We start from the raw sequence: 14,722 nt of genomic DNA, 5'->3' as shown, positions 1-14,722 counted from the left end.
CTATTTGATCATCGCGCTTCTAGCCAAGCCTGCACATCAGCAATACTAGTAAAATCTAACAGTGCTTCGCTCAAATCTTCGAGAACAGGTAAAGGTAGACTGGAAATGTGCGATCGCATTTCCTGAAAAAGTTCTCCAAATCGCTTACTTAGCAGTCGAATTACAAGATTAGCAGCCTCTTGCTGTCGTCCTTGTCCTCGTCCCTCTTCCTTAATTCCCTGTAAACTCGTGTTTCCTTGAGTATACACCGGAGGGGTTGCCAAAGACATCGCACAATATATGGCACAATAGTTAAGGTGCTACATAGCTAAATTTAATAAACTACATTACCTTTATTTTTAATAGAAAGTCGGCGGAAAACTCCATCTCCTTCTAAGTGGAGAGGGATAGCCACCCGCCGACATTGGGCATTGGTGATTATTCTCCATGCCTCATTACCCATACCCAAAAACTCCACTGACAAGGGGATGCAGTTTTTGATTTGAGGGGTTTGAAGTAGTACTACAAACCGCCCCAAGAATCGATTTACATTTGACCAAATATATAGTAGTGGTACGTAGTTAAAAATGCTTTTTTGGTTTCGTATATTTTCTATACGTGATTAATCACGTATATCTAACAGAAGTTATAGTCGCTATCAGCGCTATTCAATCTTAGTACACCAAGTTTCCAGTACCCTGCAACTGACGCAAAGAATTTATACATAATGGACAGTCGCAGCCAAATACCCTAATTGCAGCGTCGCTTTCCTCTTCAGTAAAGTTCAACATGGCAACATTCTGATCTGATACTGATGTGACAATAGTTGAGGAACTTGTAGAGGTATACGGACGTTTTCTCTCTGAATCTCGAATGCACACAAAATCTTTTCCACCATGTGGGTTAGTGATACAGGTACGACCGTCTTGTGTGTGCAGTAATCTCTGTGTAATACTACCACTAGCATGAGCAGGATGAAATGTCACCAGCGTAGACATCATTGATACAAAAATTGAGGAACTGGAAAGCAAATTCAGAAGAATTTTTTTGTTCATAGATTTCCTTGAGAAAATTGTCTACTAAATCAGGGTATTCGATTAGCTTTCAAACTTCAAGTGAATTTTCCCTGAGAATAGCTAGATAGACACTTGTTACCCAAGAAAGTTCCATCTCTACACCAGTTCGATCGGAAATTATTTACTACATCATAATTCAGCAATCAAACAGGCTTGATGTCTAGCTTCTTGACACAACATTATGTAATTCAGCAAATTTAAATCCTCTGTATATTCCCAAGACGGTTATTATTTGCTTGATGTAAGTATAAGAGCTTAATTAAATTAAAGCTCGTAATTAGCGGCTCTAGCCTTTTAAATTATTATACAAAGCGATAAATCACTCACTACGAACAAAAGTTATATCTTACATAATTTTATACAATTAAAATTCAGTATAGCTATCCTTACAAAATTATAAATATTAATTTTCATGAAAAGATAGTGTATATATTTAGCAATAATTTTGAGATAGATTCTCATTCTAAAAATATCAACTTGTAAAAAATTCTTTTTTTCATTACATTTAAAAAAGGCTCATATCTCAATTAATTTACTAGCCTACATAGAAAAAATGAAGCAGAAAATACATTCGGAATCTTCAGATTGTTGCAGCTATAAACATGAGCATCACGAGAATCATAACCATGTTCATAATCACAATCATGATGAGAATCATAACCATGACCACAATCACGATCACGGTGGAGAATTCAATCTGAAAAATGAGGTATTGCCTTTAATAGCGATTTTAAGTTTATATGCGCCTGGTGTAATTTTTGAAAATCAATTACACAATACATTCTACTCAATAGGTGAATATCTGCTTTTTATCCCTGCCTATTTATTAAGTGGATGGAGTGTTTTAAAAACTGCTGGGCGCAATATCCTTAAAGCTAGAATATTTGATGAAACATTTTTGATGACAGTTGCGACACTAGGGGCGATCGCAATTCATAAGTTACCCGAAGCTGTCGGAGTCATGTTATTTTATAAAATTGGGGAATTGTTTCAGGATATTGCCGTTAGTCGTTCCCGTAATTCCATCAAAGCTTTATTAGAAGTACGTCCAGATTATGCCAATATTCAAACAGAGGGAGAATTAAAAAAAGTATCTCCAAATACAGTAAATATTGGAGATATTATCGTTATAAAGCCTGGGGAAAAGATTCCCTTAGATGGTGAGATTATAGATGGGAATTCGCAAGTCGATACATCTGCATTAACTGGAGAATCTGTACCGCGAACAGTGAGGTTGGGAGAGACAGTTTTGGCTGGGATGATCAATAAAATGGGTGTTCTCAGCATTAGAGTAACAAAACTATTTGATGAATCTTCCATTGCCAAGATTTTAGACTTGGTGCAAAATGCCAAAAGTAAAAAAGCAGAAACAGAAAAGTTTATTACTAAATTCGCCCGATATTATACACCAATAGTAGTTTTTACATCTCTAGCAGTTGCATTATTCCCTCCTTTATTGATTGCTGGCGCAACTTCTTCAGAATGGGTTTATCGGGCTTTAGTTTTACTAGTTATCTCCTGTCCCTGTGGACTGGTTATTAGTATTCCGTTAGGTTACTTTGGAGGTGTGGGAGGTGCAGCTAAACGTGGTATTTTGGTTAAAGGGTCTACTTTTTTAGATGTTTTAAATGCAGTGAATACAGTTGTTTTTGATAAAACTGGAACGTTAACTCACGGTGTATTTAAAGTAGCAAAAATAGTACCATCAAATGGCTACGCTGAACAGGAATTGCTGCAATTAGCCGCCAAAGTAGAATTGCACTCAAATCATCCCATCGCTCAATCTATCCGCAAAGCTTATGGTGGTAAAATTGATGAATTTGAGGTGAGAGATTATGAAGAGATAGCAGGCTATGGAATTAAAGCCAAGGTTGAAAATAGGGTAGTGATAGCGGGAAGCGATCGCCTATTACATAAAGAGAATATTGCTCATGATAATTGCCAGTTAGAAGGAACAGTTATTCATCTAGCAGTGGATAATATTTACGCTGGGTATATTGTCATTGCTGATGAACTTAAAGAAGATGCCAGACAGGCTATTAAAGCACTCAAAGGAATGGGTGTAAAAAGAACAGTAATGTTGACAGGAGATAATGAAGCGATCGCTTCCCGCATTGCTGAACAGCTAGGTATAGATGCTTACGAAGCAGAGTTATTACCAGAAGAAAAAGTCAATGCCATTGAGAAGTTACTCAGCACCGTTGGTAAGCATAGTAAAGTTGCCTTTGTTGGGGATGGCATTAATGATGCGCCAGTGATTGCTAGAGCAGATGTTGGTATAGCAATGGGTGGGTTAGGCTCAGATGCGGCAATCGAAACTGCCGATATTGTGATTATGACTGATGCGCCCTCAAAAGTGGCAGAAGCAATACAAATTGCCAGAAAAACAAGGCAAATTGTTTGGCAAAATATCGGTTTTGCGTTAGCAATTAAAGCTGTATTTATTGGGTTGGGTATTTTAGGCGTAGCAACAATGTGGGAAGCTGTATTTGCTGATGTTGGAGTAGCAATGCTGGCAATTTTGAACGCAACTAGAGTGATGAAATAAAAAATTTTCAAAATTGGGAATCTGTAATTGGAAAATTGTAGTAGTTAAACTATGAGTACTTCTGACTCATATTCTGCTACCCAATAGTCAAACCTATGAATTCATCAATCAAAGGTATTGCTACAGCTACTTTAGCTTTACTACTAAACTATTCAGAAAACTCAGTCTTTGCACTACCCCAGAAAATAAATCACCCAATTACTTTTGCTAAATCGCAACCATTAATAGACACTTTAATCATTCCTGGGGAAAGAGTGGGGCCAATCACAGGCAAAACCACCAAGCAAGATTTAGTCAAACTGTTTGGTGCATCCCATCTTGTTGATAAAACTATCTCTGGTGCTGAAGGAATTGGTAGTTTTGCAGCTACTCAGTTAAATCTAAATCAGGGGCGATCGCTCTTAGTAGTTTGGAGTGATAATACTCGTACCAAACCTCTAGATGTGCGTAACTTGGGTTCAGCTTGGAAAACCCGCGAAGGTATCGGTGTTGGAACCCCTTTGAGCGAATTACGTAAAAAATTAGGTGATTTTAAACTTTATGGATTGGCGTGGGATTACGGGGGCACGATTTTGTTGGATAATAGTAAATTATCTCGTTATCAAGGCAAACTCATCCTACGAGTAGACACGGCTCCCAATGCTTCTGAAAAGTTCCCCAATGACTACCAAGCAGTGTCTGGGGATAGTACTTTTTCCTCTACCAATCCCCACTGGAAACCTTTGGGAATTAGGTTAGCAGTAATTATCGTTGTACTGAACCCAAGTCAGTAGTGGTATGCTAAACATCAGTTTGCTTGCTAGGGCGTAGAGGGACTATGGAGACGACGTTCTCATACTAAGTCTGGAACTGGTGACATTTCGTGTCGCAATGATGTTTCAGCTATTGAAACCAAACACAGTAAACCAGATTGCTAGATCGATAATCTGGCTAGTCGTCTTGAGTAAAGATTATTGACTCAAAAAGTACCTGGATGTCCTCCGAGCAGCATCTACAGCACAAACGCCATGCACTACAGGAACATTATGACCTGCTAGCCGAGAAGTTAAAAAGGTTGCGTCGTGATTATGCGATCGCAGCAAATACTCTCATTCGCTTCCAATTAGAAAAGCAAATTGAACAAACTGAAGCTGAACTAAACCAATTGGATCAGCAGCTTGGTGATCTGGAACTAGCTCTATCTAGTGGAAGAGTGTATCGTGCTTTGTTGAAATTGGGTTATCGAGAGCAGACGCGAGCATTTCGGAGAATTATTGAGACTCATTCAGTAGCAGCTTTTCTAATCCACGGTTCACTTTACTATGGTCAACGCTGGTTGTTAAATCGGTTAGTAGTACAAAATGTCCCCAATATCATGACGGGAAAAGTTGTACGAATTGAACTCAGTCGCATTGCTCGGAGAAGTGACAGTGCTGCATTGTGGCGTGAACTTGGTGGTAGAGTTGGTCTGGGTAGACAAAGCTCAATTCCTGAAATTGCCGAACGAGTTTCTCAATGGTGGCGAACTCAGAATGTCCTGTTAATTTTGTACGATGTCGATTGTCTTTCGGAAACTCTTTTGCACGAGCTGATCCGAGATTTCTGGTTACTATTAGCGACTAAAGTTAAGACGGCTAGCCCGCAAGCGAGTCAATTCAAATTATTAATGTTCCTGGTAGATTATGATGGCTGCGTAGGTAGTTGGAATATTCCTTTTGGAGAACGGCTCGACCCTACCTGGAAGCCAGATAACCCTGTGAAACTACCTGAGATCAACCAATTTTCTGGCGATGAACTGACTAACTGGCTAGAGTATGCAGCAGACGAATTGCCGACTAAACTGATAGATCAGTTAGATGAAACAGTACAAACAATACTGAATAACAGTGATAATGGCATTCCAGAACCCGCATTGGGCGAAATTTGTCACCTGTCTGGCTGTAATTGGTATGACGAAGAGGAAAAATGGTTAAGGCTGTAAGTGGAAAAATATTGGAATATACAGGTAAAGTGCAGCCCCAGCTAGGAAAAAGGGGGGCGAATGGACAGCTGTTATATCCCTATTTGCCTAATCCTGAACTGGTAGAAGCAGTAAACTTAGCGATTTACTTAGAACGCCCCTTACTGTTGAAGGGAGAACCAGGATGTGGTAAAACTCAACTTGCAAGTGCAGTTGCCTACGAGCTAGGTTTGAACTTGGAAGCCTGGTATGTCAAATCTACCAGTCGGGCAAGGGATGGCTTGTATAACTACGATGCCGTTGGACGTTTGGGTAAAGCTGGCATTTACTACTTTCATAATTGCCCTATTGATTATCTCTATCACGACCCCCATCATCAACAAGCAGTTTTATTCAGTCATATCGTTACCCATGTTTGCTCTGAGCGCACGGCTGTATTAATTTTTAGTGATGCTGGTGCTGCTCGTGGTGGCTTTAGTGAGGAACGCTACCGTTTAACTGAGGCATTTCTTCAAAGCTTGAAACAACAGGTGCGTTACATTTCTTGGCTGAATCCTATGCCAAGAAAGCGTTGGCTTGGGACAACAGCAGGTGAAATTTCCCTTTTAGTGCCAATGTTTGAAGTTAGCCGCCGAGGTTTACAAGATGCTATTGGTGTATTACGCGGACACCCAACAAACTTTGAGAATCGCAGAATATGAACAAAGTTAGACCTGAAGTTACCAACCGCCGCATCGAGTCTTTTAGTAAACGCTTTGGCAAGGCGCACCTATATTTGGCTTATCATGCTGCTTTTCCATTGGCACTCACACCCGATTTGTTATATCGTTTATGGGCTAATTTCCAGCAAGATATTCATGGTGAGATGCTAGGCATTCCTTGGGTAGCAGTAGCAGATTTACTGCTTTCTAATCTGTGCGATGAAGTTGGGCATGAACTTTATGAGATAGATTTGGCAGTGCGAAATGAGCTACTGAACCGATTCAAGGAAGATGAAAAGTTTGGTCAACAGCGCATTCAATAACTTTCAAACTTCATGCTCTATTATGTGCAACAGCAGATTCCAAGTGATGACCTTGACGTTAGAGATTTTGCCCAAACTCAAAGGTGGATGGCTTTAGCATATATTCAACCTAGTCAGGTTGCTAAAGAGATAGCATTAGAATTCTCAAAATTAAGAGAACAAGATACATCTGAATTAGTACGAATGGCATCATTGACTGAAACACTGACCGAACAATTGGCTTAGGTTTAACTACTTTGGTAGTAACTATGCGCTTGTTAGGAGTGTTTCAAGCATCAGAGCTTTTGCTTTTCGATTGGATGATGCGACTTACACCATCTGAGAAGCCGGATGAGCGCTTACTGCTCGTTAAGATTACTCCTGAAGACATTGAATATTATGCTAAAAATTCTCCTCCTAAAAATGGCGCCTCCTTATCAGACGAAATTATTCATAAACTACTATCGGAACTGCTTAAAAAAAGTCCACGAGTAATAGGCATGGATATTTATCGTTATGCTAATGCTGAAGGAAAATTAGCTGATCTAATTCGTAAAAATCAAACAGATAAACGTTTAATTTTTATTTGCAAATTTCCAGATAATAATTCAAATCCAAATGGTGGACGCCATAATCGTCCGCCTGATGTTCCATTAGAGCAAGTAGGTTTAAGCGATTTTATTTTAGATAGTGATGGAGTTATTCGTAGACAACTTATTCAAATGGGAACTCCGACTACTGAAAAAACTCAAAAGTCAACTTGTAGAAATCCAAATCCAGATAGTTTAATGAATTCCTTCAGCTTACAAGTAGCTCAAAAATACCTAAATAATATTGAGTCTGGCTTCAGTGTTTTAAAACCATTTGACACTATCTTAGAACCACTTGATATAACTACACAAGGTGGATACAGGTTAAAGATTTTAGATGGCTTTCAAATTATGTTGAATTATCGTTATCCTTATGCAGAAGATAACCAAAATAGTCATTCTGTTAATAACATTGCTCGACAATTTACTGTTCAGCAGGTATTGGAGAATGATGGTATTAATGAAAGTTTTGTAAAAGATAAAATTGTTTTAATTGGAACAACGGCTGAGGGATATGACAGTAGCTTCTCGACTCCCTTTTCTAAGGCAGGGACAGATCAAGTTATGCAGGGATTATTTATTCAGGCACAAATGGTTAGTCAGCTTGTAAGTGCAGTATTAGACAATCGGCCTTTAATAAAAGTTTGCTCTATTGAATGGGAAATCCTCTGGATTTTGTTTTGGTCATTAATTGGTGCTAGCTTACCTCAGTTGTGCAAACAACCTCGAAAACTAATCATACTAGGAGTATTTTGTATTGGGGGTTTATATCTTATCTGTGTACTCTTATTTATTTCCCCAATCAAATTTTGGATATCATTTTATTCTCCTGCTTTGTCATTCCTAGCTACTGGCGGAGCAGTAGTGTATATCAAATTTAAAAAACAGAAATCTTTGTAACTTTCTAGAAGTAACATTTTGTACCCACATTAGATTGTGGAGCAGTGAAAAGCGATCGCCTGATTATTGAAACTAGCACATCAGTTAGCTAGAGTGCGATCGCACTTCTCCACAAGTTATAGAGTATAGGCGATCGCATTCCTCACCCACCGCATGACAAACCAAACTTTTACTGAGGGTTATGCATTACTTATTGGCGTAGGTGCAGATTTACCTGTCACTGTTAAAGATGCAACGGCTATACAAGATATGCTGATTGATAGCGATCGCGCCGCCTATCGTCACACTGCTAACCGAAACTTCTGCAACTTGGCAAAATATCCTCGCAGCTTTTGACCAAATCATCGCCCAGGTCAATCAGATCCTAAAGCATCATGCAAACCCCAATGCTACGATGCAATCATGAGTTAATAAAACTTTTATGAGCTTAGTTATTCCAGACGAATTTCTCAAAATCAGTGGTCTTTCAGAAGAAGAATTATGGCAGGAAATCGTAATTTTGCTTTTTCAGCAAGATAAAATTAGCATCGGCAAAGCCAGCAAATTAGTTGGAATGAATCAACTAAAATTTCAAAAAATACTAGCTAATCGCGGTATTTGCGTACACTATGATGTGGCTGAATTTGAAGAAGACCTCCAGCATTTGCGTGAAAAAGGCTGGCTATGATTGTAGTCAGTGACACATCACCATTGAGCAGTTTAGCCATAGTTGGGTATATATCTATTTTGCAAGACATATACAATACAGTAATAATTCCTGAAGCAGTTGCTAATGAATTAGCAAACACAAGTGATGAAGATGAACGAGTAACAGCCGTACTTTCTTTGGATTGGATTGAAATTCGACAGGCTACTGATCAAGAAGCAGTTGCAAGACTTCAAAATGAACAAAGACTTGATTTAGGTGAATCGGAAGCAATAGCCCTGGCGCTCGAACTTAATGCAGACGAGTTACTTATTGACGAACGGCTTGGTAGAAGAGAGCCACTAAATTAGGAGCCCAATAACCGGATTATTAGGGATTCTCTTGGTAGCCAAACATAGAGGTTTAATTCCTATTGTTAAACCAGTGATAGATGATTTAATGACTGAAGCGGGTTTTCGAGTCAGCATTCAGCTTTATACTAAGATTTTGAATGCAGCTGGAGAATATTAGTAGCATACAAATCAAATGCGATGTCTGGCGACAAGCCCTGCCGCAGCGCTGCCTCACCGTTTCACGTTTACACACTACTCACAAGTATATAAAGTATAAAAGGCGATCGCAACAAAAACTAGATGCGCTTCAAGCAGAATTTGACATCCGCAGCGAGAAGTTTAAGCAGATGACGAAAGCTATAGCTATTGAGGCTGGTACGGCAGTTAAGTTTCAATTAGAACAGCAACTTCTTGATGCAGAGGCAAAACTGGCACATCTTAGCGATGAATTGGATAAAATTGAGTCTGCATTGCAATTATGAGACTTATGTAAATATACAGTTATTTAGCGCATGTAAATCAGGATTTCCCCACCCAGAAAACAAGGAAAACACAGATATTAAGTTAATTGGTGTTTGTTTATACTATTTCAAATTTTTCTAGTGGTTATACTCATAACTTAGGTTCTACCTGGGAATTAGGAAGTGGCTTTGCCACTTCTTTTTATTTATCTGGTAGCCCAGTAAAACATAAATTAAAAGTTAAAAGTAATTTCGTTGAACTTTTAACCTTTATGAATTGTTATACCATTTGACAAAATATCTGCTATATCTACATTCTTAGGGGAGTACAGCTGTACACCCCTATAGCCGATTCATTTGTTGCAAAGATTGTTGACAATGGCATGATTTGGTGTACGTTTAATTGACCACGCAGCCTGACGGAATTCTGGTCATATAGACATGATATTAGTCATTACTCATTGTATCTTGCCATCTCTCACGCTTGGGCTTGCTATCCACATCGCGCGATCGCGCTTCTTGCCAAGTCCCCCACATTAAGGATTGCTGTTTTTCAACATGGTTAATAAACTGCATGATTGGCTGATCTACTTTGATAGGTGTTTTCAAATCAAACTGAATTGTTTGAAGAATCTTGATGTCACCCATGAGAAAGTACTTAGCTGCAATCTTAGTCAGCCATAGCACAACTCGATTATATAACCAACCAAAAATTCCTTTACCTTTTTTAGTCATCAACAGAACTTGACCTTCAGTTTTTCCCCCTTCGTGGAGGCGAACTGCAACCATCATGTGGACATGGAAGAAATCAGGGCCAAGTGTCACAATGCCAATGCTACCATACCAATAGCAAATACTGTAAGTTATGGCATTTTTGTAGAAAATACGAATTAGCTTAATGAAAAAGAAATTGTCTTTGATAGGTGTAGTATTACTGAAGATAATCGCATTCTCGTTCAGTTCTTGTCTTTCAAAAATAATTTCTATTGGCAGCTTGTGAACTGTATTGAGGTGTTGAGCATCAATCGCATTAATCATTACCACGCTGGGGTGACAGTTCATCACAAAGTGAGAATGGATGGCGACATCACACTCTTTTTGTTCCAACTCTGGAACAAAAGGTAAGGGTTGTTGTGGTATTTCTCCAGTCCAAACCCAAATCATGCCGTATTTCTCAGCAGTGGGCCAAGTTTGTAACTTTAGGGAAGACGGTGTATCTAAACATGGGATATCGATACACATCCCTTCAGCATCAAACTTCCAGTGGTGGAAAAAACAACGTAGTGCATTACCCTCAACTTTGCCTTCAGCAAGGTGAGCGCCCATGTGTGGACAGTAGGCATCAAAGGTAACTACTCTTCTGTCTTTAGCACGGTAAATTACTAGTTCTCTGCCCAAAATCGTGACAGGTTTTACTTCACCCACCCGCAGATTTCGAGAGGGTATTACCCAATACCATCCCTCAATAAAATGCTCTGGATTATTGAAGTTTTTAGGTTTACGGGTTGAACTAAAAGTCTGCGAGTTGAGATTCATTTTTATGGTTTCACTTGAGGTGAAGCTGTTGATCTAGAAGTAACATGAGGACTAGAAAAAAACAGTTACTTTCAGTACCATGACAAACAGTTACCCAATAAATAGAGCAAATTATATAGGTAAAATATTGAGTGGATTTTATTATAATTGTTAAAATTAGGCTAGTTCAATATCAGCTGATGTAAGCTAATATGCATTCAGACTAAATATTTGAAAAATCACAACTTAGTAATATCTCTAATTAGATAAAGAACTAAACTACTGACACCAACATTTTGCTAAACTCTCGAAGAAGTTAATAAACTAGAAAAATATGTAATAATAATTACAATAGTTGGGAAAATCTGCCGTGTTAACTCAGGAGACAAAACTGCTTTTAATTGGTCAGGTAACAGATATAAGCAAAATCCCCATCAGGACAATTCGCTATTACGAGAGTTTAGGCTTAATTAAATCATCAAGACGAACAGAGGGAGGCTTCCGCCAGTTTTCATTGGATGTGCTGACTCGTCTAGCGTTCATTAAAAGGGCACAAAATCTTGGTCTTAGCTTAGAGGAAATTGGAAATATTCTTCAGGTTTATGACCAAGGACAAGCTCCCTGTGGTGAAATTCAAGAAAAGCTTGAGGAGAAGCTCTTGCAAATTGATCACCAAATTGATCAGTTGTTAACTTTACGGTCTGAAATAAGTGGATTACTTTCAGGCTGGAAGAATGTGGACGGACAGCATGAGGATACAATTTGCCCTATCATTCAAAACACTAGTACCGCAGGGCGGAATTAAAAATTAAAAATTAAAAATTAAAAATGAGTACAGCGTAAGCATTTCATTAATTTGGAATGGGTGCTTTATTTATGCCATGCTGTACTAGTACTTTGTCAAACTAGTTTTTAGTGTTTGTAGTAAGCATTTTAGTGCTTAGAAAATAAGGACTAAAGTGCTTACTACGAACTTATTTACCCATCAATTTAAACTTGAAAAACTACTAGTACGGCAAGACGGAATTAAAAATTAAAAAATAAAGCAATTTCTTTGTTCCTCATCTAGGAATCAGAACTTTTATAGAGAAGAAACCACCAAAACTCTAGCCCAATCAAAGCTAAACCTGCGATCGCAACCCCAACTTTCAAGCCCAAAGGTTGCTCGATACGGTGAAATTGGCTGGTTTGCTCTGGCGAGTGGGCTGGTATTTCTGCTAATGCTACACCTGATGTTCCAGTCAGAAGCACTAAAGCTGTAAGGCTTCCCCAAAGCATTTTTTTACTGAACATTTCCTAAATTATCCTGAAATTATGAGATAGTTTTTGGTTGAAAGTTACGCAATCTAAGGGCATTACTAACAACAGAAAGCGAAGAAAGAGCCATCGCTGCTCCGGCGATAATTGGATTGAGTAACCAACCAAAGATGGGGAACAGAATTCCAGCCGCAATGGGAATACCAATAACGTTGTAAATAAAGGCAAAGAAGAGATTTTGCCTGATATTGTTGATGGTGGCGCGACTAAGTTGAATAGCCGTAACAATTCCTTGTAAATCGCCAGAAATTAGGGTGATATCGCTAGCTGCGATCGCTACATCTGTTCCCGTACCAATAGCAATTCCCACATCAGCCTGTGCTAGGGCTGGCGCATCATTTATACCATCACCAACCATTGCGACAAGGGATTGGGGATTGGGTACTGGGGATTGGGGATTGGGAAGAATTTTCCCTAGTCCCCAGCGATGCACTGAGCCGGTCATTGTGTCCCTAGTCCCCAGTCTCCCTTTCTGAAGAGATTGGATAATCGCCGCTTTTTGATCTGGACGCACTTCCGCAAAGATTCGTTGGATGCCAACTTGTCTTGCGATCGCATCAGCAGTTTTACGATTATCTCCGGTAAGCATTACTACTTCTAAACCTAACTTCTGTAAAGCTTTCACTACTGCTGTTGAGGAAGGTTTCAGGGCATCGGCAATACCCATTATCCCTTGTAGTTCACAATCTACAGCAATCAAAATGACTGTTTTACCAGCCGCTTCCCAGGTATCTTTATACTGCTGGAGAGGTATGGTGTCAATTCCAAGTTCTGTTAACCAGCGTTGTGTACCAATTTGCACAAGTTGATTTGAAACAACTCCTTGAACACCACTACCTGCATTAGCCTGAAAGTTCTTTACCTCTGTTAAACTCACTTCTTGAGACTGGGCATATTTTACCACTGCTGCCGCTAAAGGATGCTCAGAATTGTGTTCTACCGTTGCTGCTAACTGTAAAAGCTTGATTTCATTGCCATTAGCTGTGCCGTTGACAGTTACAAAGTCTGTAACCGTAGCTTTACCCTGAGTCAAAGTGCCAGTTTTATCTAGAACGATGATTTGAATTTTGTGTGCTAGTTCTAAGCTGTCTGCACCTTTAATCAAGATGCCATTTTCTGCACCTTTGCCCGTCCCCACCATTACAGAAGTGGGGGTAGCTAAACCCAAAGCACAAGGACAAGCGATAATCAATACACCCACCGTTGTGATTGTTGCTAGGGTAAGGTTGCCAGTGAAATTAAACCAAATGACGAAAGTGGCGATCGCGATCGCAATCACAGCTGGTACAAACCATCCTGTAACCTGATCTGCCAAACGTTGAATTGGTGCTTTAGAACCTTGGGCTTGTTGCACTAGTTTGACGATTTGAGCCAAAAACGTATCATTTCCAACTCGTGTCACCCGAAACTGAAATGCACCCGCACCGTTAATCGTCGCCCCAATCACCTCATCTCCTGGCTGCTTTTTGACTGGCAAACTTTCACCCGTCACCATCGCTTCATCTACCGTCGAAGCGCCTGTAATCACTTCACCATCTACTGGAATCTTTTCACCAGGACGCACCAAAATTACATCGTTGATTCTGACTTCAGCGATGGGAACATCAATTTCTATTCCATCACGGATAACTCTAGCATCTCTAGCTTGCAATCCGATGAGTTTGCGGATGGCTTCAGAAGTTTGCCCCCTAGCGCGATTTTCCAGCAACCGCCCCAACAAAATTAAGGTAATGACAATCGCGGCAACTTCATAATAAATATGAGCTATCAAGCCCTGAGCAATAAAAAATTTCCGGAAAACAGTGACAAACAATGAATATAGATACGCTGCACTTGTACCCAAAGCAATCAGCGTGTCCATCGTCGCCGTATGGCGCTTGAGGGATTTCCAGCCATTGCGGTAAAAAGATCCACCACACCAGAACACGACGGGTGTTGTCAGCACTAACTGTATCCAAGGATTTTGCACGAAACTTGGAATTAGGGGCAAGTTCAACCCAGTCATCATGGGCAACGACCCCAAAAATAGGAAAATGCTGATTACACCTCCCACCGCTATCTTGAGGGAGAGTTGGCGTTGTAATGCTTGCCTACTCGCAATCTCTGCATCATCTTCTTCTGTGAGCAATTCTTCCTGGAGTGAGTAAGAAGAGTATCCCGCCGATGCGATCGCACTTTGGATTTTCTCTAAATTAGTTAGAGAGCGATCGTATTTGATGGTAGCTTGCTCTGCTCCAAAGTTAACGTTGCAGTCTTTTACCCCAGGAACAGAGCGAATTGCCTTTTCGATGTTGTTGGCGCAAGCGGCGCAACTCATGCCTCGAAGTTTGAGTGTGAGAGTATCCATGCTGGGGATTGGGGATTGGGGATTGGGGATTAGGGATTAGGGATTAGGGATTAGGGATTGGGGATTAGG

Annotated in this window: 18 protein-coding genes and 1 pseudogene; 13 read left to right on the top strand and 6 right to left on the bottom strand. The window is 39.8% G+C overall.

The genetic code is table 11. The annotated features are described in order from the left end of the window. Positions 1 to 8: 8 nt before the first annotated feature. The 3 genes from ACFFAP_RS04090 to ACFFAP_RS04080 form a co-directional block, all read right to left on the bottom strand. The gene (locus ACFFAP_RS04090; protein WP_375510027.1) at positions 9 to 269 is read right to left on the bottom strand and encodes a DUF4351 domain-containing protein; all 261 of its coding nucleotides are present in this window, start codon (positions 267 to 269) and stop codon (positions 9 to 11) included. Between the two features lie 44 nt (positions 270 to 313). Further along, positions 314 to 442, bottom strand: a complete 129-nt coding sequence (locus ACFFAP_RS04085; protein WP_375510026.1) for a hypothetical protein — start codon at positions 440 to 442, stop codon at positions 314 to 316. Positions 443 to 653: 211 nt separating this feature from the next. Then, the gene (locus ACFFAP_RS04080; protein WP_375510025.1) at positions 654 to 1,034 is read right to left on the bottom strand and encodes a hypothetical protein; all 381 of its coding nucleotides are present in this window, start codon (positions 1,032 to 1,034) and stop codon (positions 654 to 656) included. A 574-nt stretch (positions 1,035 to 1,608) separates the two neighbouring features. Here ACFFAP_RS04080 and ACFFAP_RS04075 point away from each other — a divergent pair. The 12 genes and pseudogenes from ACFFAP_RS04075 to ACFFAP_RS04020 all read left to right on the top strand — a co-directional run bounded on the left by ACFFAP_RS04075 (position 1,609) and on the right by ACFFAP_RS04020 (position 9,495). Next, complete coding sequence (locus ACFFAP_RS04075; protein ID WP_375510024.1) at positions 1,609 to 3,603, top strand: heavy metal translocating P-type ATPase; 1,995 nt, start codon at positions 1,609 to 1,611, stop codon at positions 3,601 to 3,603. 95 nt (positions 3,604 to 3,698) lie between these two features. Continuing rightward, positions 3,699 to 4,376: a hypothetical protein gene (locus tag ACFFAP_RS04070; RefSeq protein ID WP_375510023.1), complete on the top strand. Its 678-nt coding sequence runs from the start codon at positions 3,699 to 3,701 to the stop codon at positions 4,374 to 4,376. Positions 4,377 to 4,576: 200 nt separating this feature from the next. Beyond that, complete coding sequence (locus ACFFAP_RS04065; protein ID WP_375510022.1) at positions 4,577 to 5,563, top strand: hypothetical protein; 987 nt, start codon at positions 4,577 to 4,579, stop codon at positions 5,561 to 5,563. Beyond that, positions 5,548 to 5,862: pseudogene (locus ACFFAP_RS04060) on the top strand (AAA family ATPase); the annotation flags it as partial. The gene ACFFAP_RS04065 and the pseudogene ACFFAP_RS04060, both read left to right, overlap by 16 nt. 377 nt (positions 5,863 to 6,239) lie before the next feature. Then, a complete protein-coding gene (locus ACFFAP_RS04055) occupies positions 6,240 to 6,566 on the top strand; it encodes a hypothetical protein (RefSeq protein WP_375510021.1) in 327 nt (108 codons plus the stop codon). A 12-nt stretch (positions 6,567 to 6,578) separates the two neighbouring features. After that, a complete protein-coding gene (locus ACFFAP_RS04050; protein ID WP_375510020.1) occupies positions 6,579 to 6,791 on the top strand; it encodes a hypothetical protein in 213 nt (70 codons plus the stop codon). An 11-nt stretch (positions 6,792 to 6,802) separates the two neighbouring features. Next, the gene (locus ACFFAP_RS04045) at positions 6,803 to 8,035 is read left to right on the top strand and encodes a CHASE2 domain-containing protein (RefSeq protein WP_375510019.1); all 1,233 of its coding nucleotides are present in this window, start codon (positions 6,803 to 6,805) and stop codon (positions 8,033 to 8,035) included. A 153-nt stretch (positions 8,036 to 8,188) separates the two neighbouring features. Beyond that, positions 8,189 to 8,371 (top strand): hypothetical protein, encoded by a 183-nt coding sequence (locus ACFFAP_RS04040; RefSeq protein WP_375510018.1) that lies wholly within the window; start codon positions 8,189 to 8,191, stop codon positions 8,369 to 8,371. A gap of 85 nt (positions 8,372 to 8,456) precedes the next feature. Further along, positions 8,457 to 8,702 carry a UPF0175 family protein gene (locus tag ACFFAP_RS04035; RefSeq protein WP_375510017.1) on the top strand — a complete coding sequence of 82 codons (246 nt, stop codon included), beginning with the start codon at positions 8,457 to 8,459 and terminating at the stop codon, positions 8,700 to 8,702. Further along, the gene (locus ACFFAP_RS04030) at positions 8,699 to 9,031 is read left to right on the top strand and encodes a hypothetical protein (protein WP_375510016.1); all 333 of its coding nucleotides are present in this window, start codon (positions 8,699 to 8,701) and stop codon (positions 9,029 to 9,031) included. Before ACFFAP_RS04035 ends, ACFFAP_RS04030 begins: the two co-directional genes overlap by 4 nt. 31 nt (positions 9,032 to 9,062) lie before the next feature. Further along, entirely contained in the window at positions 9,063 to 9,191 is a 129-nt protein-coding gene (locus ACFFAP_RS04025) for a DUF3368 domain-containing protein (protein WP_375510015.1), read from the top strand. Continuing rightward, positions 9,172 to 9,495 carry a hypothetical protein gene (locus tag ACFFAP_RS04020; protein WP_375510014.1) on the top strand — a complete coding sequence of 108 codons (324 nt, stop codon included), beginning with the start codon at positions 9,172 to 9,174 and terminating at the stop codon, positions 9,493 to 9,495. Before ACFFAP_RS04025 ends, ACFFAP_RS04020 begins: the two co-directional genes overlap by 20 nt. 426 nt (positions 9,496 to 9,921) lie before the next feature. Here the strand turns inward: ACFFAP_RS04020 and ACFFAP_RS04015 are convergent, their stop codons facing one another. Then, positions 9,922 to 11,010 (bottom strand): Rieske 2Fe-2S domain-containing protein, encoded by a 1,089-nt coding sequence (locus ACFFAP_RS04015; protein ID WP_375510013.1) that lies wholly within the window; start codon positions 11,008 to 11,010, stop codon positions 9,922 to 9,924. 349 nt (positions 11,011 to 11,359) lie between these two features. Between ACFFAP_RS04015 and ACFFAP_RS04010 the strand changes: the two genes are divergently transcribed. Further along, on the top strand, positions 11,360 to 11,794 hold the full coding sequence (locus ACFFAP_RS04010) for a heavy metal-responsive transcriptional regulator (protein ID WP_375510012.1): 435 nt from the start codon (positions 11,360 to 11,362) through the stop codon (positions 11,792 to 11,794). A gap of 260 nt (positions 11,795 to 12,054) precedes the next feature. Here ACFFAP_RS04010 and ACFFAP_RS04005 read toward each other — a convergent pair whose 3' ends face one another. Beyond that, on the bottom strand, positions 12,055 to 12,282 hold the full coding sequence (locus tag ACFFAP_RS04005) for a hypothetical protein (RefSeq protein WP_375510011.1): 228 nt from the start codon (positions 12,280 to 12,282) through the stop codon (positions 12,055 to 12,057). Positions 12,283 to 12,301: 19 nt separating this feature from the next. Then, on the bottom strand, positions 12,302 to 14,653 hold the full coding sequence (locus tag ACFFAP_RS04000) for a heavy metal translocating P-type ATPase (RefSeq protein ID WP_375510010.1): 2,352 nt from the start codon (positions 14,651 to 14,653) through the stop codon (positions 12,302 to 12,304). Between the last annotated feature and the right edge of the window lie 69 nt (positions 14,654 to 14,722).

Origin of the sequence: uncultured Nostoc sp., from assembly GCF_964245575.1 — a bacterium.
Classification (GTDB): domain Bacteria; phylum Cyanobacteriota; class Cyanobacteriia; order Cyanobacteriales; family Nostocaceae; genus Nostoc.
Note: the sequence above shows the minus strand (reverse complement) of the source record. Positions and strands in the feature narration are given on the sequence as shown.